Below are 20725 nucleotides of genomic sequence, written 5' to 3'. Positions count from 1 at the left end.
GTGGGTGGCGGGGCTCCCGTTGCCAAAGTTTGGAGTGGGGGCGCGCCGGGGTCGACGTGGTGTGCAGCGACAATGCCCCTATGCGAATCCTCGTGATTGAAGACGATGCAGGCATTGCCGACGGCCTACGCACCACGCTGCAGCAACGCGGTTACGCCGTGGATGTGTGCGGCGATGTCGCCAGTGCCTGGAATGCCCTGCGCACCGAGCGCTTTGACGCCATCTTGCTGGACCTGGGCTTGCCCGATGCCGATGGCGGGGTGCTGCTGCAGCGGCTGCGCTCGGCGCCTGGCAGTGCAGGTTCTGCGCTGCCCGACCCCGCCACGCCGGTGCTGATCGTGACCGCGCGGGACCAGGTGCAGCAGCGCATTGCGGGGCTGGACATGGGGGCCGACGATTACCTGGCCAAGCCGTTTGATATTGACGAGCTGGATGCGCGGCTGAGGGCACTGCTGCGCCGCGCCGCTGGCCGCGCGGCGCCGACCATTCGCCACGCAGGCATCGAGATGGACCCGGCTGCCCGCACGGTGCGGTTCCAGGGCCAGCCGGTGGACATGTCACCGCGCGAGTTTTCGGTGCTGCGCGTGCTGCTCGAGGCGCGTGGCCGGGTGCTCTCGCGCCAGCAGATCGAAGAGCACCTCTACAGCTGGGACGCCGCCATTGAAAGCAATGCGGTGGAAGTGCACATCCACCACCTGCGCCGCAAGCTGGGCAGCGCCAGCATCATGACCATGCGCGGTGTGGGCTACTTCATGCCCCAGGAGCCCACATGACCGCCCCTGCCGCCCCCCGTGCACCCACATCCGGCGGGCGCGCCTCCCTCACGCGCCACCTGTTGCTGTGGTCCCTGGGGGCGCTGGTGGTGGTGTGGGGCAGTTTTGTCTTTCTGGGCTACAAAACCGGCGTTCACGAGGCCGATGAGCTGACCGACGGGCATCTGGCCAGCGTGGCCGCCTTGCTGCTGAACCTGCGCGCTTTTGAAGCCGTGGACGGCGTGCACGCCACCGAACGCACCCCGCTACCAGGCCTGAAGGCGCACGACTACCAGCAGTCCTTGAGTGTGGCGCAGTGGGATGCGCAGGGGCGCCTGGTGGCGGTGAGCGGCTCGGCGCAATTGCCCCCGTTCGATGCACGCGAGGGGTTTATTGACCTGCAACTGGGCACACCGCCCGTGGCCTGGCGCGGTTTTTCGCAATGGAACGTGGAGCGCACCCGCAAGATCATGGTGCTGGTGGCGGTGCACGAGCGCGATGAGCTGGCAGAAGACATTGCCGAGCAAATGATCGAGCCGGGTCTGTGGCTGCTGCCTGTCATTGCGCTGGCTTTGGGGCTGGCCTTGCGCCGGGGGCTCAAGCCGCTGTATGCCCTGTCGGACGACGTGGCCGCGCTGGACCCGGCCATGGACCACCGCCTGGCCTCCCAAAACGCCTGGAAAGAGTTCGAGTCTGTCGAAGCCTCCATCAACACCCTGCTGGACCGCCAGCAGGCCGCCATGGCCCGCGAGCGCCGGCTGGCCAATGAAGTGGCCCATGAGCTGCGCACACCCCTGTCGTCGATTGCGCTGCAAGCCAGTGCGCTGGACGGCGGCCTGGCGCCGGACGCCCAGGCGCAGGCTTTGGCGCGCATTCGGCAAGACGCCCTGCGGGCCGGGCATGTGCTCAACCAGTTGCTGGCCCTGGCCCGCGCCAGCCGTGCTGAGCTGGACAGCGCGACGGCCCAGGTAGACCTGGCCGCCATGGCGCGCGGTGTGTGCGCGGACTATGCCCAGGCGGCCTGGCAGCGGGGCGATGAGCTGGAAGTCAGCGCCCCGGCCAGCCTGTGGGTGCAGGGGCATGCCGTGCTGCTGGACCTGGTTTTGCGCAACCTCATCGAAAACGCCCTCAAACACACGCCCCCAGGCACCCACATTGCGGTGCAAATGGCAGAAGACAGGGCCGAGTACAGTGGGGCCCCGGCGGCTTGGCTGCAGGTGTGCGACGACGGTGCGCAGCCCCACCCTGCCCAAGGCGGCGCGCCCGCCCCCGTGGTGGCGGTGGACAGTCTGCACCTGGGCCATGAAATCGTGACCCGCGTGGCCCAGGTGCACCGCGCCCGGTTTGGCCAAGCCCCTGCGCCAGTGCCATTCACCACCTGCTACCGTCTGGATTTCCTGAAGGAGCCTTTCCCCGCACCCAGGTAAAATCACAGAGTTACCAAGCGGTTACCAACTTCCGCTTGAAAAATTGCCAGCCCGTGAAGGGCCCTGGCGCCTCCTCACCCACCCACAACGGACCCAACGACCATGCCTCTCGTCTCCATGCGCGAACTGCTCGACCATGCCGCTATCAACGGCTATGGCATCCCTGCATTCAATGTGAACAACCTGGAGCAAGTCCAGGCCGTGATGGCGGCCGCAGACGAGGTGGGGGCCCCGGTCATCCTGCAAGCCAGCGCAGGTGCCCGCAAGTACGCAGGCGAGCCCTTCATCAAGCACCTGATCCAGGCGGCGGTCGAGGCTTTTCCGCACATCCCGCTGGTGATGCACCAGGACCATGGCACTTCGCCCAAGATCTGCCAGGGCGCGATTGACCTGGGCTTTGGCTCCGTGATGATGGACGGCTCGTTGATGGAAGACGGCAAGACGCCTTCGTCCTTCGATTACAACGTGGATGTGACCCGCAAGGTGGTGGAGCTGGCACACAAGTACGGCGTTACCGTCGAGGGCGAGCTGGGTTGCCTGGGCAACCTGGAAACCGGCGATGCGGGTGAAGAAGACGGCATTGGCGCCGAAGGCAAGCTCGATCACAGCCAGATGCTGACCGACCCCGAGGAAGCCGCCCAGTTCGTCAAGGCCACGCAACTGGACGCACTGGCGATTGCCATCGGCACCAGCCACGGCGCGTACAAGTTCAGCCGTCCGCCCACAGGCGACATCCTGGCCATCAGCCGCGTCAAGGAAATCCACGCCCGCATCCCCAACACCCACTTGGTGATGCACGGCTCGTCCTCCGTGCCGCAAGAGCTGCTGGCCATCATCAACCAGTACGGCGGCAAGATGAAGGAAACCTACGGCGTGCCCGTGGCCGAGATCCAGGAAGCCATCAAGCACGGCGTGCGCAAGATCAATATCGACACCGACATCCGCCTGGCCATGACCGGCGCGGTGCGCAAGTTCCTGGCCGAGAACCCTGAAAAGTTCGATGCCCGCGAATGGCTCAAGCCCGCCCGCGAAGCCGCCAAGCTGGTGTGCAAGCAGCGCTACCTGGAGTTCGGCTGCGAAGGCCAGGGCTCCAAGATCAAGGGCCTGAGCCTGCAGACCATTGCTGCGCAATACGCTTCGGGCGCTCTGGCCCAGGTGGTGAACTGATGGAGATACGCGGGTGAGGCGCCGGGGCGCTACCCGCAGTGGTCTGCCCGCCCGCACAGCCCGCAAGCACCTGGTGCTTTCGGGCTTTTTCTTTGGGGGCCAGGAGCCTGTCGGACTTGGAAATCGTCGGCTGCAAACCGACCGCAGCGGTCCATTTTTTACCGCCTTTTTGCCCCATAGCTCGGCTATGGGGCTGCAAATTCGGCAAAAACTGTCCTCGCTGGGGCCGCTTTTCGCTGTCGACGCTCCAAGCCCGACAGGCTCCTTGCGTTCATTGGCTGACACAACGCAGCAAAGTCGCCGCCAAGTGCGGTAAACCCCCCATGCCGCCAAAACAACTTCATGTAAGCTGCCGTTCAGAAATCTGAACGACCACCGGGTTCCCCAACGTGAGGAGATGACATGTTCATAGGAGTGCCTGCAGAGACGGTGGCCGGGGAAACCCGGGTCGCGGCAACGCCCGAGACCGTCAAAAAGCTCACCGCCCTGGGGCACGGCCTGCGTGTGCAGTCGGGGGCGGGCCTGGCCGCCAGCGTGACCGATGCTGCCTATGAGGCCGCAGGGGCCGAGATCACCGACGCCGCAGGCGCCTGGGGTGCCCCTTTGGTGCTCAAGGTGCGCTGCCCGTCGGAGGCCGAAGCCCCCTGGCTGCGCAGCGGTACCACCCTGGTGGGCATGCTCAACCCCTTTGATGCCGCCGGTCTGCAGCGCTTAGCGGCGGCGGGTGTCACGGCCTACGCCCTGGAGGCCGCGCCACGCACCACCCGTGCCCAGAGCATGGACGTGCTCTCTTCCCAGGCCAACATTGCGGGCTACAAGGCCGTGATGATCGCGGCCGACCGCTACCAGCGCTTTTTCCCCATGCTCATGACGGCCGCTGGCACGGTGAAAGCCGCGCGCGTGGTGGTGCTGGGTGTGGGCGTGGCGGGCCTGCAGGCCATTGCCACGGCCAAGCGGCTGGGCGCGGTGATCGAGGCGTCGGACGTGCGCCCCAGCGTCAAGGAGCAGGTGGAGTCGCTGGGCGCCAAGTTCATTGACGTGCCCTACGAAACCGCCGAAGAGAAAGAAGCTGCCGAAGGCGTAGGCGGCTACGCCCGTCCCATGCCCCCCAGTTGGCTGGAGCGCCAGAAGATGGAAGTCGCCAAGCGCGTGGCGCAGGCCGATGTGGTCATCACCACAGCGCTCATCCCAGGCCGCCCGGCGCCCGTGCTGGTCACGCCCGAAATGGTGCAGGCCATGAAGGCAGGCTCAGTGATCGTAGACCTGGCCGCCCCGCAGGGCGGCAATTGCCCGCTGACCGAGCCCGGCAGCACGGTGGTCAAGCACGGCGTGACGCTGGTGGGTGAGACCAACCTGCCCGCCCTGGTCGCGGCTGATGCGTCGTCGCTGTACGCTCGCAACGTTCTGGATTTTTTGAAACTCATCATCAACAAGGAAGGTGCCCTGCATGTGGACATGCAGGACGACATCGTGGCCGCCTGCCTGATGGCCCACGAAGGCACCCTGAAACGCGCATGACCCTTTCGACACGCATGACCTTATTTACCCGGCTGACCCGTTTGAACACTGCCTCCCTTTTTTCTGAGCCCGCCCGTGCGGTGGGCGCCCTGCGCCAGTGGGGCCTGCGTGCCGTGGTGGTGGTGGGCGTGCTGGCCACGGTGGCCTGTGCCCCTGTCAAGCCTGCAGCCACCCCTGAATACCCCGTAGGGCGTGCGCGGCTGGCCCTGCCGGAAGGCACCTGGGAAGACCTGGGCCAAAGCACCGTGGCCCTGCCCGTGCGCCCCGCCCCGGGCACCATCCCCTTGCAGACCCGTGCCGTGGGGCTGCGCGGTGCCGACAAGGAACTGCTGGCGGTGGCGCTGGTGCAGACCAATAGCACCAACTACCCCCGTGAGCAAACGCTGTGGACTGGCACCTGCCCCCGCCAGGACGGCGTGTGGGTGGAAGACGCCGCCCAGGCCAGCCCGGTGCGTGTGGACTGCCTGCGCCTCAAGCGCTGGGCCAACAACCGCGACTGGCTGGACAAGAACCAGCCCGAGCTGGTGCGCTGGATGGCCGACCACAAAGTGACCTTCACGCGCCCGGTGTCGCACCTCAACTACCGCTACGCCACCCAAGGCGGTGCGTATGTGGAAGTGAACATCGTCGCCGACCAGCGCCTGGTGCGCCCCAAGACCATCAACAACGAAGAGTTTTTGCGCGCAGGCTACCCCGCGCAGGACTGGGCCCAGAAAGTGGCGCAGGCCGCACGCCAAAGCGTCAGCATGATGGACGGGTATCTGGCCTTGCCAGCGTTCCCGATTCCTGAGTCGAAGTTGTGAGCCATCCCTGGGGTGCTTCGCGCCAGCGGATGACGATATTGCCTTTGCCAGCCAGGGCTCCCGGGGCCCTGGCCAATCCCGGTTAACCCCGTCCCCACAGGAGAACCCCATGGATGCTGTCTCGCCCACGTTGATCAACCTCATCATCTTTGTGCTGGCCATCTATGTGGGCTACCACGTGGTGTGGACGGTGACGCCCGCCCTGCACACCCCGCTCATGGCGGTGACCAATGCCATCTCGGCCATCGTCATCGTCGGGGCCATGCTGGCGGCGGCGCTCACCGAGACGCCACTGGGCAAAACCATGGGGGTGCTGGCCGTGGCACTGGCGGCGGTGAATGTGTTTGGCGGCTTCCTGGTCACCCGGCGCATGCTGGAGATGTTCAAGAAAAAAGAGCGGAAAGCGCCCGTGGATAAAGCGCAAGAAGCTATCAAATAAGGAGCGGATGGCATGAGCATGAACCTTGTCACGCTGCTGTACCTGGTCGCCAGCGTCTGCTTTATCCAGGCCCTTAAAGGGCTCTCGCACCCCACCACCTCCATCCGGGGCAACCTCTTTGGCATGGTGGGCATGGCCATTGCCATCCTCACCACGGCGGCGCTGATCGTGGAGCTGTCGGGCGGCAAGGCCGAGGGCATGGTGTATGTGCTGGGTGCGCTGCTGGTGGGCGGCGCAGCGGGCTCGGTGATGGCCAACCGCGTCGAGATGACCAAGATGCCCGAGCTGGTGGCCTTCATGCACAGCATGATCGGCCTGGCGGCGGTGTTCATTGCCGTGGCCGCTGTGGCCGAGCCCTGGGCCTTCCAGATCGTTGCCAAGGGCCAGCCCATCCCGGTGGGCAACCGGCTGGAGCTGTTCCTGGGTGCGGCCATCGGGGCCATCACCTTCAGTGGTTCGGTCATTGCGTTTGGCAAGCTCTCGGGCAAGTACAAGTTCCGCTTCTTTCAAGGTGCCCCCGTGCAGTTTGCCGGGCAGCACTTGCTGAACCTGGTGCTCGCGCTGGCCACCGTGGGGCTGGGGCTGCTGTTTGTCGCCACCGAAAGCTGGAGCGCCTTCTTCGCCATGCTGGCGCTGTCGTTCGTGCTGGGCGTGCTCATCATCATCCCGATTGGTGGGGCGGACATGCCGGTGGTGGTGTCCATGCTCAACAGCTACTCGGGCTGGGCGGCAGCGGGCATTGGCTTTAGCCTGAACAACTCCATGCTGATCATTGCGGGCTCGCTGGTGGGCAGCTCGGGCGCGATCCTGAGCTACATCATGTGCAAGGCCATGAACCGCTCGTTCTTCAATGTGATTTTGGGCGGCTTTGGCGGCGACACCGCCACTGCAGCAGCGGGCGCTCAGGTGCAGCGCAGCGTCAAGACCGGCAGTGCCGACGATGTGGCCTTTGTGCTGGGCAATGCCGAGACCGTGGTCATCGTGCCCGGCTACGGCCTGGCGGTGGCGCGCGCGCAGCATGCCGTCAAAGAGCTGGCGGCCAAACTCACCGAAAAAGGCATTACCGTGAAATACGCCATCCACCCCGTGGCAGGGCGCATGCCGGGCCACATGAATGTGCTGCTGGCCGAGGCCGAAGTGCCCTACGACCAGGTGTTCGAAATGGAGGACATCAATGGCGAATTCGGGCAGGCAGACGTGGCTATCATTCTGGGCGCCAACGATGTGGTGAACCCCGCTGCCCACACCAAGGGCAGCCCGATTTACGGCATGCCCATCCTCGAAGCCTACAAGGCCAAAACGGTGATCGTGAACAAGCGCTCCATGGCCGCAGGCTATGCGGGCCTGGACAACGAGCTGTTCTACATGGACAAGACCATGATGGTCTTCGGCGATGCCAAGAAGGTGGTCGAAGACATTGGAAAGGCCTTGGAGTAAGCCCCTCCCCGAGAACGCCGCCCGCAGGGATGGCCTTCGGGCGACATCACAGAGTTTTTTAGCAACCACGGAGCACCACCGGCCACCACAAGACCGGGCTCCACCGACAGAGAAGTTTGGAGAGACACGCATGACCGACCGCCCCTGGCTGGCCGCCTATCCGCAAGGCGTACCCGCTGACATTGACCCCACCCAATACGCCTCCCTGGTGGCGCTGATGGACGAGGCCTTTGGCCGCTACGCAGACCGTGTGGCCTACAGCTTCATGGGCAAGGACATCAGCTTTGCGCAGACCGACGCGCTGAGCCGTGCGTTTGCCGCCTACCTGCAGGGCCAGGGCCTGGTCAAGGGCGACCGTGTGGCCATCATGATGCCCAACGTGCCCCAGTACCCCGTAGTGGTGGCCGCCGTGCTGCGTGCCGGCTTTGTGGTGGTCAACGTGAACCCGCTGTACACCCCGCGCGAGCTGGAGCACCAGCTCAAGGACTCGGGCGCCAAGGCCATCGTCATCATCGAGAACTTTGCCTCCACGCTGCAGCAGTGCATTGCCAACACCCCCGTCAAGCACGTGGTGCTGTGCGCCATGGGCGACCAGCTGGGCTTCCTCAAGGGCATGCTGGTCAACTACGTGGTGCGCAACGTCAAGAAGCTGGTGCCCGAGTACAGCCTGCCCGGCGCGGTGCGCTTCAACGACGCCATCGCCCAGGGTGAGCGCGGCAGCTTCAAGCCTGCCGACATCAAGCCCGACGACATTGCCCTGCTGCAGTACACCGGCGGCACCACCGGCGTGAGCAAGGGGGCAGTGCTGCTGCACCGCAACGTGATTGCCAACGTGCTGCAGGCCGAGGCCTGGAACGAGCCGGTGATGAAGTCGCTGGCCGCAGGCGAGCAGCCCACCAGCGTGTGCGCGCTGCCGCTGTACCACATCTTCGCCTTCACGGTGAACATGATGCTGGGCATGCGCACGGGCGGCAAAGTCATCCTCATCCCCAACCCGCGCGACCTGCCTGCGGTGCTCAAGGAGCTGTCCAAGCACACCTTCCACAGCCTGCCTGCGGTGAACACGCTGTTCAACGGCCTGGCCAACCACCCCGACTTCAACACCGTCAACTGGAAGAACCTGAAGGTGTCGGTGGGCGGCGGCATGGCGGTGCAAGGCGCGGTGGCCAAACTGTGGCTGGACAAGACGGGCTGCCCCATCTGCGAAGGCTATGGCCTGTCGGAGACCTCGCCCATCGTCAGCTGCAACCCCGTCACGGCCAAGGAGTTCACCGGCACCATCGGCGCGCCCCTGCCCAGCACGCTCATCAAGCTGCTGGACGACGAGGGCCGTGAAGTCACCACCCTGGGCCAGTCGGGCGAGATCGCCATCAAGGGCCCGCAGGTGATGGCGGGCTACTGGCAGCGCCCCGACGAAACCGCCAAGGTCATGACCGAAGACGGCTACTTCAAATCGGGCGACGTGGGCGTGATGGACGAGCGCGGCTACTTCAAGATCGTGGACCGCAAGAAGGACATGGTGCTGGTCAGCGGCTTCAACGTGTACCCCAATGAGGTTGAAGAAGTGGTGGCAGCCCTGCCCGGTGTGCTCGAATGCGCTGTGGTGGGCGTGCCCGACGAGAAGACTGGCGAGGCCGTGAAGCTGGTCATCGTCAAGAAAGACCAGGCCCTCACCGAAGCCCAGGTCAAGGAATTCTGCAAGGCCAACCTGACTGGCTACAAGCAGCCCCGCGTGATCGAGTTCCGCACCGAGCTGCCCAAGACGCCCGTGGGCAAGATCCTGCGCAGAGAGCTGCGCGACAAGAAGTGACCCGAAGGGGCACTTCTTGCGGCGAAGGCTCATGTTGCGTAGCAACGTGAAGCGCAGCGGCCGCAGCCACAAGCGGTTGCACATGCACATCGTTTGAAAAAGGAACGGCCCCGCTGGGGCCGTTTGTCATGGCGCAGTGGCTTGCGCCGTTACCTATCCCGGAACATTTCCTTTATGACCACCGCCATCCTCAGCGCCCTGCCCGAAGAACAAAGCTCCCTGCTACCGCACCTGGCGCAGCCCCAGCGCATCGTGCATGCCGGGCGCGCTTTTTGGCGGGGCGACTGGCAGGGGCGCTCCGTGGTGCTGGCGCTGTCGGGTATTGGCAAGGTGGCCGCGGCCACCACGGCCACCGCACTGGCCGAGCGGTTTGGCGTGGCGCGCATCGTGTTCACCGGCGTGGCCGGGGGTGTGGGCGACGGCGTGCAGGTGGGCGACGTGGTGGTGGCGCAAGACTATGTGCAGCACGACATGGACGCATCGCCCATCTTTCCGCGCTGGGAGCTGCCCGGCTACGCCCGCACCCGCCTGGGCTGTGACGCGGCACTGAGTGCTATGCTTTTGGAAGCTGCCAGCGCCTATGTAGAAAGCTCTAGGGGCCTATTTGATTTCAAATTGATCACGGGCCAGCCAAGGGTGCACCACGGGCTGGTGGCCAGCGGCGACCGCTTTGTGAGCGCCGCCGCCGAGGCCCAGGGCCTGCGCACTGCGCTGCACGACGCCGGCCACGATGTGCTGGCCGTAGAAATGGAAGGCGCCGCCGTCGCCCAGGTCTGCCACGACTACGGCCTGCCCTTTGCCGCCATGCGCACCATCTCCGACCGCGCCGACGACACCGCGCACGTGGACTTCCCCGCGTTTGTGAACACCGTGGCAACACGCTACGCCGAACACATCATGCTGGGTTTTTTGCAAATGCTATGAAATTCATAGCTGCTAGCGCTTATTCAGAAAGCGCTAGCGCTCAATTTGATGGATGTTTTGGCACTGCCAAAGAAAGCCCGGCGTAGAAACTGGCGCGCAGCCATGTCAGTGGCCGCCGCGCAAGGGCCGCCCCGCCGCGCTGGCGGCGTCCCCCCTAGGGGGAAGGCGCGCAGCGCCACAGGGGGCTTCTTACTTCAACCAGCCGCGCTTGCGGAAGTACCACATCGGGCCGAGCGCGCTGGTCACCATCAGTGCCAGCACGTAGGGGTAGGCTGCTGCGCCCAGCAATTCCAGTTCAGGGAACTTGAGGTTCATGCCATACACGCTGGCAATCAGCGTGGGCGGCAGCAAGGCGACGCTGGCCACCGAGAAGATCTTGATGATCTTGTTCTGGTTGATGTTGATGAAACCGACCGTGGCGTCCATCAAGAAGTTGATCTTGTCGAACAGGAACGCGGTGTGGTTGTCCAGCGACTCGATGTCGCGCAGGATCTGGCGCGCTTCTTCGAACTGCTCGGCGTTAAGCATCTTGGAGCGCATCATGAAGCTCACGGCGCGGCGCGTGTCCATCACGTTGCGGCGGATGCGGCCGTTCAAGTCTTCCTGGCGGGCGATGGCGCCCAGTACCTCACCAGCCAAGGCGTCGGTCACGTCGCCGGCCAGCACCTGCTTGCTGACGGTTTCCAGCTCGTCGTAGATGTTCTCCAGCGTGTCGGCCGAGTATTCAGCGTCGGCGTCGAACAGCTTGAGCAGCACTTCCTTGGCGTCTTCGATGAGGCCGGGCGCGCGGCGTGCGCGCATGCGCAGCAGGCGGAACACGGGCACGTCTTCGTCGTGGATGGAAAACAGCACGCCCCGGCTCTTGAGGTTGGCGTTGTGCTGGTTGAGGATGAAGGCCACGCGCACCGAGCGGGGGTCCTCGTCGTCGTCGATCAAGAAGTCGCTGCGGATGTGCAGCTCGCCGTTGTCTTCTTCGTAGAAGCGGGCGGATTCTTCAATGTCTTCGTCCATCGCATCCTCGGGGATGGACAGGCCGTAGTGCTGCTTGATCCAGCGTTTTTCTTCGAGCGTGGGGGCTTCCAGGTCCACCCAGATCGGCTGGAACTTGGTCAGCTCTTCCAGCGATTCAATTTCTTCCTGAAACAGCCGGCCGTTGGCGAGCGTGAAGATGTTGAGCATAGGCTCACTCCCTTGTCATATGGCATCTGCGGTGTGGGGGGATAGGGTTGCTTTCAACCCCACGTGGCGTGCCAGGGAGCTGAAAGCTACCAACTCGGGTAGGTTTCCAAGGAGCTGTCTCCGTTTGTTGATTGAGCCCGCGATTATGGCACCCGACGGCCGCGCGCGCCCATGGCCTGCGGCGGCCTGGCCGCAAAAAAAGCGAGGAGTGGACGGGGCTCCACGTGCCTGTGGGCGCCCCCTTGCGAGACCGTTTACCGGTGCTTAACCCTTGCGCACCAGCGCCAGCGCGCGGCACAGGTCGGCCCAGGTGGCGGCCTTGGCGTCTTGCGAGCGCAGCAAGAAGGCCGGGTCATAGGTGACCACGGCCGGGCGTCCGCCCACGGTGTGGGGCACGGCACGCAGGCGCCCCAGGGGCTCGGTGCGGCCCAGGGCCGCACGTGCGGCCACGTGGCCCAGCACCAGCACCATGGCGGGTTGCAGCGTGTGCACTGCTTGCTCCAGCGCTTGCGCCACATCGGTGGGGGCATCGTCTTCGGCCGCCCGTGCGCCCGGGGTGGGGCGGGCCAGGGCGGCCAGAAACACCCGGGGGTGGCGGTGCAACTGCATGGCACGCAGCATGTTGTCCAGCAGCTTGCCGGTGTCGCCGCCCAGGGGCTCGGTGGCCGATACGCCTTCGGTCACGATCAGCCAGCTGGCGCCCAGGGTGCTGGGGGTCTGCGCTGGGTCGGCCGTGGGGTACAGCGGCTGCGGGGCATGCAGGCGCAGGGCCGGGGCTGCGGTGGCGGGTGCGCCCAGGCCCGCGGCGGGTGCAGCGGCAGGGGCGGGCCTTGCGGGCGCGGCACTGGGAGCCATGGGAGCGCGGGCCGCTGGGGTGGCTGTGGCCTCCGGCCGCTGGGCCGGAGGGTGCTGCGCAGGCGGGTGTGTGGTGGCCAATGGGGGTGGTGCGGGCGGCTGGGCCGTGCTGGCCGCAGCGGCGGGGGGCAGGGTGGCCACCGGCACAGGCGTGGTCGCCTCTGCGCGGGCCCACACGGTCACCCCCATCTCTTGCAGCATGGCGCGCTGGCGCGCATCGAGGTTCAGGCTCATACAGGTAGGCTCACAACAAGGGGCTCAGAGGCTGAGAGTTTTTTGCCAGTGTCCGAAAGGTGCGACAAAACACCGCTGATCGAGGCGCAAAGCACAGCCATAGCGCGGGCTATGGCGCGCATTTGCAACGACGAGCAGCGGTGTTTTGGCGTGCAAGGCGGGCATAGGCATAAGACTCTCAGCCTCTCAGGGCGATCATTCACAGCGGCAGACTCATCACGACGGCATCTTCCCGCTGCCCTTGGGCGGCGGGGTAGTAGCGCTTGCGTTCGCCCACGCGCCGAAAGCCGTGGGTTTCATAAACATGCTGGGCGCGCAGGTTGCTAGCGCGCACCTCCAGCCACAGCCATTGGGCCTGGCGCCCGCGCGCCCACAGGGCCAGGGCGTCCAGCAGCACCCGGGCCCACCCCTGGCGCTGGTAGGTGGGGGCCACGGTGATGTTGAGCAGGTGCACCTCTTCCACCCCCAGCATGGCCACAAAGTAGCCCAGCAGGTGTTCACCCGCCATCAGCAACTGGCATTCGTAGCCCGAGGCCATGGCGTCGGTGAAGTTGCCACGCGACCAGGGGTGCGAGTAGGCGCTGAACTCCACGTCCAGCAGGGTGTCCAGGTGCGCCAGCGTGAGCTTTTCAAAGCGCACTTCCACAGGCGCCGGGGGGGCCTCGGCGGTAGGGTGGGCCAGGGAGGCGGGCATGGCGCTCATGGGGCAGGCGGGCTGGGTTGGGTGCTGGCGGCCAGGCTGGCCTGGGCGCGCATCGCCTCGCGCTCGGCCGTGGTGTTGGCCACCTTGTCGCGGATGTAGCGCGGCAGGGCTTCGCTGGCAGGCACGGCGCCGCCAGCGGCCAACAGGGCGGGGGCCAGGCGCAGCAAGGCGGTGGCCGTGGGCAGGGCCAGCACATGGCGGGCCTGGGGCAGCAGGCGCTCGCCGTACGGGGTGTGGGCGTTGCCCGCTACGGCCCAGGTGGCCAGGTCGGCATCGGGCAGGGCCAAGGCCTCAGGGGCGCAGAGGCCAAAGTCGGCGTCGGCCTGCCAGCGCTGGGTGGCGTCGCTCCAGGTGCAGCGGGCGCTGTAGACCTCGTTCATGCGCGCATCCAGCACCGCCAGCACCTGGGTGCAGCCATGCTGGCGGCGGGCTTCCTCGGCCACGGCCAGCAGAGTGTCGACCGGCAGCACCGGCACGCCCTGGCCGTGGCGTGCCCCAAAGGCCAGGCCCTGGGCCACGGCGCAGGCGGTGCGCAGCCCGGTGAATGAGCCCGGCCCCCGGCCAAACACGATCAGCTCCAGGGTGTCAAAGCTGAGCCCGGCCTCGGCCAGCAGCCGCTGAATGGCCGGAATCAGCGCGGCAGAGGCTTGAGGCCCCCCGGGCGCGGTGTGCTGCCACACCGCATCGCCGCGCTGGACGGCGATGGAGAGGGTGTCGGTGCTGGAGTCAAAGGCGAGCAGGTTCATGGGCCGGGGCGGTCAGGGCGGGTGCGTGGCGCACCGCAAAATGGGCAGAAGGCGGTGGATTGTCCCCCATTGCCCTCAGCCCCCTGGTGTGCCTGCATAACACCCGACAGGATACCTGCGGCGGCAGAGGGCCGCCGCCCGCCCTCTGACTCAGCCTGGGATCAGAAGGATTCCCACTCGTCGTCGTTGCCAGGCTGCGGCGCGCGGCTGGCGGGCTTGGCGGCGGGTTTGGGTGCTGCGGCCAGGGCGGGCGCTTTGGCCGCCTGGGGTTGCGTCACCTTGGGGGTTGCTGCCTTGCTGGGGGCTTTGGTGCTGGCAGCGGGGCGTGCCGGGGTGGGCAGGCTGCGCGCTGCAGGGGCGCTGCTGTGCGCCATGGGGGTGTGGCTCTGGTCTGCCGTCAGCTTGAATACGGCCACCACCTGCACCAGGTCGTGGGCCTGGTTGCGCAGGCTGCTGGCGGCGGCGGCCATTTCTTCGACCAGGGCGGCGTTTTGCTGGGTGGCCTGGTCCATCGACGTGACGGCCTCGCCCACCTGTGCCACGCCTGCGCTTTGCTCGTTGCTGGCGGCACTGATCTCGCCCATGATGTCGGTCACGCGGCGGATGCTGCTGACCACTTCGTTCATGGTGGCGCCCGCCTTGTCGACCAGCGAGGTGCCTTGCTCCACGCGCTCCACGCTGGCGTTGATGAGGCTCTTGATCTCCTTGGCGGCCTCGGCGCTGCGGCTGGCCAGGCTGCGCACTTCAGAGGCCACCACGGCAAACCCGCGTCCCTGCTCACCGGCGCGGGCGGCTTCCACGGCCGCGTTCAGCGCCAGGATGTTGGTCTGGAAGGCGATGGAGTCGATCACGCTGATGATGTCGCTGATCTTGCGGCTGGCGTCGTTGATGCCCTTCATGGTCTCGACCACCTCACCCACCACCGCGCCGCCTTGTACGGCCACGTTCGAGGCTGTGAGCGCCAGCTGGTTGGCCTGGCGGGCGTTGTCGGCGTTGTTGCGCACGGCAGAGTTGAGCTCTTCCATGCTGGCGGCGGTTTCTTCCAGCGCGCTGGCCTGGTGCTCGGTGCGGGCGCTCAGGTCGTTGTTGCCCTGGGCGATTTCGGCGCTGGCGTTGGAGACCGACTCCGAGCCCCGGCGCACGTTGTTGACCACATTGGCCAGGTTGTTCTGCATGAGCGCTAGCGACGACATCAGCTCGCCCACTTCGTCCTTGCCATGCTCTGGCACCTTGGCCGTGAGGTCGCCTTCGGCCACGCGCTTGGCCAGGTCAGACGCCTGGGCCAGCGGCACCGTGACCGAGCGGGCCAGCAGCCACGAAAACAGCGCGCCCAGCGCCACGCTCAACACCCCCAGGGCCACCAGAAGGCGGCGGCTGGTGGTGCGGTTGTCTTGAATGGCCTGGCCCAGCTGGTCCACTTGCTCGCGCTGGTTGCGCTGCAGCTCGTCCATCTTGGCGGCGTATTTGTTGGCGTCGGGGATGAACTGCTTTTCCAGCAGCGCATTGGCTTCGTCCACCTTGCCTTCCTTCTTGAGGGCAAAGATGGTGTCCCGGTTCTTCAGGTAAATCGTGCGCAGCTCGCCAATTTCCTGGAACAGCTTCTTTTCAGAGTCCAGAAACATCAGCGCCTCGACGGCCTTTTGCAGCTCGCCCGAGCTTTTGGACGATGCCTTGCTGTCCTCGGCAAAAAAGTCGGCCAAGGACGGGTCACTGCTGCGCGCGACGGCGGCGGTGCGCGTGATGCCGGTGCGCAGGTTGCGCGACCAGTCACTGACCAGACGCTCGGTTTTCACCGGGTTTTGCACCATTTCTTCGGTCGCGTCGGCCAGGGCGTTCAGCCGCGAGATGCTCAGCGCGATCACCCCTATGGACAGCAGCAGGACCAGGGCAAATCCAAGCGCAAGGCGCTTGGCGACGGAGAGGTTGGAAAGCTGTTTCATCGAGGCACCCTGTGGTATCAGTTGGTTTTGTGGGGAATGACTGGCCCTGTCGCTGCTTACCGCGTGGACGGCTGGGGGCCGGCTTCACCGATGCACTGCAGGGCCCGCGCGGTCTCCGAAGCGCCGGGTCATTTGTTGCTTAGTGTAAATATTTGGCGGCCCGCGTGGGGGCTCAATGTGAACTTCTAGACTCGGAGCATGAGCCAACGAATGACAGACAAAGCCCCCTGGCGCCGCACCGTGCGGCAGGGGTTGGTGTGCGGTGCCCTGGCCTGCGGGGCTGCTTGGGGCGTGGGGGCACAGGCCCAGACGGTGGGGGCAGCGCTTGGGGGGCTGCCGCCTGAGATCGAGGCGGCGCTGGCCCGCAGCAAGCTGCCGCGCGACGCCATCAGCGTGCTGGTGGCCGATGCACAAGGCGGTGCGCGCACCGCACCGCGTCTGTCTTACCGGGCGCAGGTGCCGGTCAACCCGGCTTCGGTGATGAAGCTGGTCACCACTTACGCGGCGCTGGACCAGCTGGGCCCCGCCTACACCTGGAGCACGCCGGTGTTTGTGGAGGGCCCGGTGCAGGGCGGCAGCCTCAAGGGCAACGTCTACATCCAGGGCCAGGGTGACCCCAAGCTGGTGGTAGAGCGCCTGTGGCTGCTGATGCGGCGCCTGCAGACTCAGGGTATCCAGGTCATCGTGGGCGACATCGTGCTGGACCGCTCGGCCTTTGACGTGCCCGAGCAAGACCCCGGCCGCTTCGATGGCGAGCCCTTGCGGCCCTACAACGCGTCGCCTGACGCATTGCTGCTGAACTACAAGTCCAGCGTCATGACCTTTGTGCCCGATGGGCCCGCCGGGGTGGCCCGCATCCAGTACGACCCGCCGCTGGCAGGGGTGCAGCGGCCCGCCACGGTGGCATTGGCTGCCGCTGGGGCCGAGTGCGGCGACTGGCGCGGCGCGCTGCGGGCCGAGCTGGGCGACCCGCTCAAGGTGAGCTTTCAGGGCGCGTACCCCGCGTCGTGCGGCGAGCGCGTGTGGCCCGTGGCCTACCCGGCGCCGCGTGACTTTGCCGCCCGTGCGGTCGAGGGCATGTGGCGCGAGTTGGGCGGCAAGCTCACCGGCACCGTGCGCGACGGCAAGGTGCCCGCCGGGCTCAAGCCCGCGTTTGTCAGCACCTCGCCCGCGCTGGCCGAGGTGGTGCGCGATGTGAACAAGTACAGCAACAACGTGATGGCACAGCATGTCTTTCTGGCCCTGGCCCGCCAGAAGGGCGGCGTGGCCACCATGGACGGCGCCCGTGAGGCGCTGCGCCAGTGGTGGCAGGCCCGCTTTGCCGATGTGGACGCCCCCGTGCCCGACAACGGTGCAGGCCTGAGCCGCGAGGCCCGTGTGACGGCCCTGGGGTTGGGGCGCATGCTGCAGTCCGCCTGGGCATCGCCCGTCATGCCCGAGCTGGTGGCGTCGCTGCCCATTGCCGGGGTCGATGGCACCCTGCGCCGCAGCCAAAGCCGGGGCGCCGCCCACCTCAAGACCGGCAGCCTGCGCGACGTGATGGCCGTGGCGGGCTACGTGCACGCCCAAAGCGGCAAGCGCTATGTGCTGGTGGCCATCGTCAACCACCCCAACGCCAATGCCGCCCGGCCTGTGCTGGACGCCATCACAGACTGGGCGGCCCGGGATTGATTTGCTATTAAATTAATAGCTATTAGCGCTTTATCGGATTGCGCTAGAGGCCAATTTGGTTCAAAGTGGTTAGCGCTGCCCCTTGTTGCTCTACGCCACTTCCTCCCATGCCTTTGTCTGACCTGATTGGCTACCTTGCCGCCACGCTGACCACCTGCAGCTTTCTGCCCCAGGCCCTGCACACGTTTCGCACACGCGATGTGAGCGGTATCTCGCTGGGCATGTACAGCGTGTTCACCTCGGGCGTGGCGCTGTGGCTGGCCTACGGCGTGGTGCTGCAGGCCTGGCCCATCGTCATCGCCAATGCCATCACCCTGGTGCTGGCCAGTGCCATCCTGGGGATGAAGCTGCGCTTTGGCGATCGCCCGGCAGGCTGAGCCCGCGGCACTGGCAGGCCGTGCACGGCCTTGTCGCCTAGGTGTCACCTGGGGCCCGGGTGCCTCGTTATCCCCTATGGATGCTGCAGCGCAGGTGCGCGCACCATGCGCGGTCTGCGTGACCCATCCACCATCCATGAGAGGGAATGTCCATGACTCCATTGCGCCTTACCTGTGTGGCCGCTGCGGCGGCCTTGCTTGCTGCTTGCGGCGGCTCTGACGATTCTGTGCGGGGCGAGCTCATCGACCCGCCCACGGTGCTCACCACGCTCACGGTGGCGCAGATCGATGCTGCCACGGCCGCCAGCGGCCTGCAGGCCCTGAGCGGCAAGGCCAAGTGCGATGTGAAGGTGGTGGCACTGAACTACCGCACCCCGGGCGTGAAGGACGGCGAGATGAGCAACGCCTCGGGGGCCATGCTGGTGCCTGCGGGGGCTTGCGCTGCCGCTGCGCCACTGGTGGTCAACGCGCGGGGCACCGAGGTGCTGAAAACCCGCACCCTGGCCAACCCGCAAGACCCCGAAACCTTTTTGCTGGTCGCCATGTATGCCGCCCAAGGCTATGCCGTGGTGGCCACCGACTACCTGGGCTATGCCAAGTCCACCTACGGCTTTCACCCCTATCTGCACGCAGACTCGCAGGCCACCACCATCATCGACTCGGCACGCGCTGCGCGCAACGCAGCCGACACCGTGGGCGCCAAGCTCTCGGGCAAGGTGATGTTCACCGGGTACTCGCAGGGCGGGCATGCCTCCATGGCCGCCCACCGGGCGGCCGAGCGCGACCACGCGGGCGAGTTCAACGTGGTGGCGGGCGCCCACCTGGCCGGGCCGTACAACATGTCGGGTTCTTTGCAGGTGCCCAATGCTGTGGCCGGGGTGCAGTTTTTCGTCCCCATGATCGTTACCTCTTGGCAAAAGGTGTACGGCAACATCTACCTGACCCCGTCCGAGGCCTTCAAGGCACCCTACGCCAGCTACATCGAAACCCTGCTGCCCAACCCCACGCTGACTTACACCACCCTGGTCACCAGCGGCAACCTGCCCGGCGGTACCCCCACCCAGGCGCGCGATGCGTTGTTCCAGCCCGCCTTTCTGGCCTCGGCCCAGCAGGGCGGCAACAACCCGCTGTACCTGGCAGGCAAAAAGAACGACCTGCTGGGCTGGACGCCCAAGGCCCGTGTGCTGCTGTGCGGCGGTGCGGGTGACCCCACCGTGCCGCCTGCCGTGCACCAGGTGGTGATGAAGGCCGACTTTGACAAGCGCGGCGTGACCAATGTGACCTCGGTGGATGTGGATGCAGCCATCCAGACCACCTACGGCCCCGGCGGCAAGGCGCCCACCGATGCCACTTCAGCGGCCTTTGCCACGTACTACGGCAACTACCACGGCACGTACGAGCCGCCGCTGTGCCATGCGCAGGCGCGCGGCGTGTTTGATGCTGTGAAGTAGCCCGGCCCAGGCCTGCGTCAGCCGGGCCCACTTTGCGACCCTGGCCTTACCGGTGTTTTCCCGGTGAGGCCTTTTTTTATTCCTGCGTAGAATCGCCTGAAAATAGAACGGTCGTTCTATTTTTTGTTTATAGCAGGACAGATACCAATGAATTTCCAGCGCAAGGCATTGTGGGTTTCACTGGCGGCGGCAGCGCTGCTGGCAGGGTGTGGCGGGGGCGGGGCAGACACGACCCCTGTGGCCCCCATCCGGGGCATCAAAGTGGTGGGCGACAGCCTGGCCGACAGCGGCACGTTTGGCTACAAGTTCACCGTGCAGGGCACTGCGCCCACCGGCACTGGCGCCACGGCCCTGTGGGTGGACCGTGTGGCCGCCAGCTACAGCCAGACGCTGTGCGCACGCTACGCATCGACCGACGGCGTCAGCTTTGCCACCAAGGCGGGCTGCACCAACTACGCGGTGGGTGGTGGGCGCATCAACAACGTCAACGCACCCACATCGCCGGTGTCGATCACCCAGCAGATCAAGGACGCGGGCGCTGCGGGCTATGTCGCTTCCGATCTGCTGCTGGTGGATGGCGGCTCCAACGATGCGGCTGATTTGATTGGTGCCTACCTGCGTGCCGGCACCGACGGCGGTGCTACCTACAAGGCGCTGCTGGGCACGGTGCTGGACGCCGCTACCGTCAATGCCGCGCTGGCAGGGGGCTCGTCTGGCCTGGCGCAAGTCGGTGGTGCGTACATGAAGGCCTTGGCCGCGCAGTTTGCCGCCACGCTCAAGGCCAACGCCCTGGACAAGGGCGCTACGCGCATCGCCGTGCTGAACGTGCCTGACATCCTCAAGACCCCGCGCTTCAAACTGGTGGTGGCTTCGATTGCCGCCGCCCAGGGCACAGCGGCCAGCGTGCAGGCCACGGCGGTGTTTGACGCCTGGATCCAGGCCTTCAACACCCAGCTGAGCGCCAGCTTTGCGGGCGACAGCCGTGTGGCCATCGTCAACTTCAACGAATCTTCCAAAGACCAAGCAGACCACCCAGCCCAGTACCAGCTGAGCAACACCACCACGCCTGCCTGCCCAGCGACTGGCCGTGGCAGCGACGGTTTGCCCACCTACAGCTTCCCCACCTGCACGGCCGCCGCACTGTCGGCTGCGCCGCCGGTGGGTGTGACGGGTGGGGCTGACTGGTGGAAGTTCTACGGCTTCTCGGACAGCTTTCACCCCTCGCCCTACGTGCACCAGCTGATGGGGCAATTGGTCTCGCGCTCGTTGTCCCAGGCAGGCTGGCTCTGAGA

18 protein-coding genes are annotated in these 20725 nt (G+C 66.1%); 13 read left to right on the top strand and 5 right to left on the bottom strand.

Annotated elements, in window-relative coordinates; all coding sequences use genetic code 11:
- The first annotated feature begins 80 nt into the window (after window positions 1-80).
- From CLU88_RS13320 to CLU88_RS13280, 9 genes are all read left to right on the top strand, one after another.
- Window positions 81-773: a response regulator transcription factor gene (locus CLU88_RS13320; protein WP_099658854.1), complete on the top strand. Its 693-nt coding sequence runs from the start codon at window positions 81-83 to the stop codon at window positions 771-773.
- Entirely contained in the window at window positions 770-2179 is a 1410-nt protein-coding gene (locus CLU88_RS13315) for a histidine kinase dimerization/phospho-acceptor domain-containing protein (RefSeq protein ID WP_099657006.1), read from the top strand. Before CLU88_RS13320 ends, CLU88_RS13315 begins: the two co-directional genes overlap by 4 nt.
- 102 nt (window positions 2180-2281) lie before the next feature.
- Complete coding sequence (gene fba, locus CLU88_RS13310) at window positions 2282-3346, top strand: class II fructose-bisphosphate aldolase (protein WP_099657005.1); 1065 nt, start codon at window positions 2282-2284, stop codon at window positions 3344-3346.
- Between the two features lie 402 nt (window positions 3347-3748).
- Window positions 3749-4864 carry a Re/Si-specific NAD(P)(+) transhydrogenase subunit alpha gene (locus CLU88_RS13305; RefSeq protein WP_099657004.1) on the top strand — a complete coding sequence of 372 codons (1116 nt, stop codon included), beginning with the start codon at window positions 3749-3751 and terminating at the stop codon, window positions 4862-4864.
- 14 nt (window positions 4865-4878) lie between these two features.
- Window positions 4879-5667, top strand: coding sequence for a hypothetical protein (locus CLU88_RS13300; RefSeq protein ID WP_233205462.1), 789 nt, complete (start codon window positions 4879-4881; stop codon window positions 5665-5667).
- Between the two features lie 109 nt (window positions 5668-5776).
- Window positions 5777-6106 (top strand): NAD(P) transhydrogenase subunit alpha, encoded by a 330-nt coding sequence (locus tag CLU88_RS13295; RefSeq protein WP_099657003.1) that lies wholly within the window; start codon window positions 5777-5779, stop codon window positions 6104-6106.
- Window positions 6107-6118: 12 nt separating this feature from the next.
- Complete coding sequence (locus CLU88_RS13290; protein WP_099657002.1) at window positions 6119-7543, top strand: NAD(P)(+) transhydrogenase (Re/Si-specific) subunit beta; 1425 nt, start codon at window positions 6119-6121, stop codon at window positions 7541-7543.
- 130 nt (window positions 7544-7673) lie between these two features.
- Entirely contained in the window at window positions 7674-9353 is a 1680-nt protein-coding gene (locus tag CLU88_RS13285; RefSeq protein ID WP_099657001.1) for a long-chain-fatty-acid--CoA ligase, read from the top strand.
- A gap of 174 nt (window positions 9354-9527) precedes the next feature.
- A complete protein-coding gene (locus tag CLU88_RS13280) occupies window positions 9528-10277 on the top strand; it encodes a 5'-methylthioadenosine/adenosylhomocysteine nucleosidase (protein ID WP_099657000.1) in 750 nt (249 codons plus the stop codon).
- 189 nt (window positions 10278-10466) lie between these two features.
- Here CLU88_RS13280 and corA read toward each other — a convergent pair whose 3' ends face one another.
- From corA to CLU88_RS13255, 5 genes are all read right to left on the bottom strand, one after another.
- The gene (gene corA, locus CLU88_RS13275) at window positions 10467-11456 is read right to left on the bottom strand and encodes a magnesium/cobalt transporter CorA (protein ID WP_099656999.1); all 990 of its coding nucleotides are present in this window, start codon (window positions 11454-11456) and stop codon (window positions 10467-10469) included.
- A 264-nt stretch (window positions 11457-11720) separates the two neighbouring features.
- Complete coding sequence (locus tag CLU88_RS13270) at window positions 11721-12545, bottom strand: uracil-DNA glycosylase family protein (RefSeq protein WP_099656998.1); 825 nt, start codon at window positions 12543-12545, stop codon at window positions 11721-11723.
- A 199-nt stretch (window positions 12546-12744) separates the two neighbouring features.
- Window positions 12745-13248, bottom strand: coding sequence for a ribosomal protein S18-alanine N-acetyltransferase (gene rimI / locus CLU88_RS13265; RefSeq protein ID WP_099656997.1), 504 nt, complete (start codon window positions 13246-13248; stop codon window positions 12745-12747).
- Entirely contained in the window at window positions 13245-13994 is a 750-nt protein-coding gene (gene tsaB, locus CLU88_RS13260) for a tRNA (adenosine(37)-N6)-threonylcarbamoyltransferase complex dimerization subunit type 1 TsaB (protein WP_099656996.1), read from the bottom strand. The genes rimI and tsaB overlap by 4 nt, the downstream gene beginning before the upstream one ends.
- Before the next feature lie 161 nt (window positions 13995-14155).
- Window positions 14156-15934, bottom strand: a complete 1779-nt coding sequence (locus CLU88_RS13255) for a methyl-accepting chemotaxis protein (protein ID WP_099656995.1) — start codon at window positions 15932-15934, stop codon at window positions 14156-14158.
- A gap of 210 nt (window positions 15935-16144) precedes the next feature.
- On the opposite strand from CLU88_RS13255, the gene dacB reads away from it, so the two are divergent.
- From dacB to CLU88_RS13235, 4 genes are all read left to right on the top strand, one after another.
- Entirely contained in the window at window positions 16145-17605 is a 1461-nt protein-coding gene (dacB, locus tag CLU88_RS13250) for a D-alanyl-D-alanine carboxypeptidase/D-alanyl-D-alanine-endopeptidase (protein WP_099656994.1), read from the top strand.
- A gap of 107 nt (window positions 17606-17712) precedes the next feature.
- Window positions 17713-17982, top strand: a complete 270-nt coding sequence (locus CLU88_RS13245) for a SemiSWEET transporter (protein ID WP_099656993.1) — start codon at window positions 17713-17715, stop codon at window positions 17980-17982.
- A 152-nt stretch (window positions 17983-18134) separates the two neighbouring features.
- Complete coding sequence (locus CLU88_RS13240; RefSeq protein ID WP_099656992.1) at window positions 18135-19433, top strand: lipase family protein; 1299 nt, start codon at window positions 18135-18137, stop codon at window positions 19431-19433.
- Between the two features lie 147 nt (window positions 19434-19580).
- A complete protein-coding gene (locus CLU88_RS13235; RefSeq protein ID WP_099656991.1) occupies window positions 19581-20723 on the top strand; it encodes an SGNH/GDSL hydrolase family protein in 1143 nt (380 codons plus the stop codon).
- Window positions 20724-20725: the final 2 nt, after the last annotated feature.

It is taken from the genome of Acidovorax sp. 56, from assembly GCF_002749705.1.
Lineage (GTDB): Bacteria > Pseudomonadota > Gammaproteobacteria > Burkholderiales > Burkholderiaceae_C > Acidovorax.
This window is presented reverse-complemented; position numbering and strand designations above follow the sequence as displayed.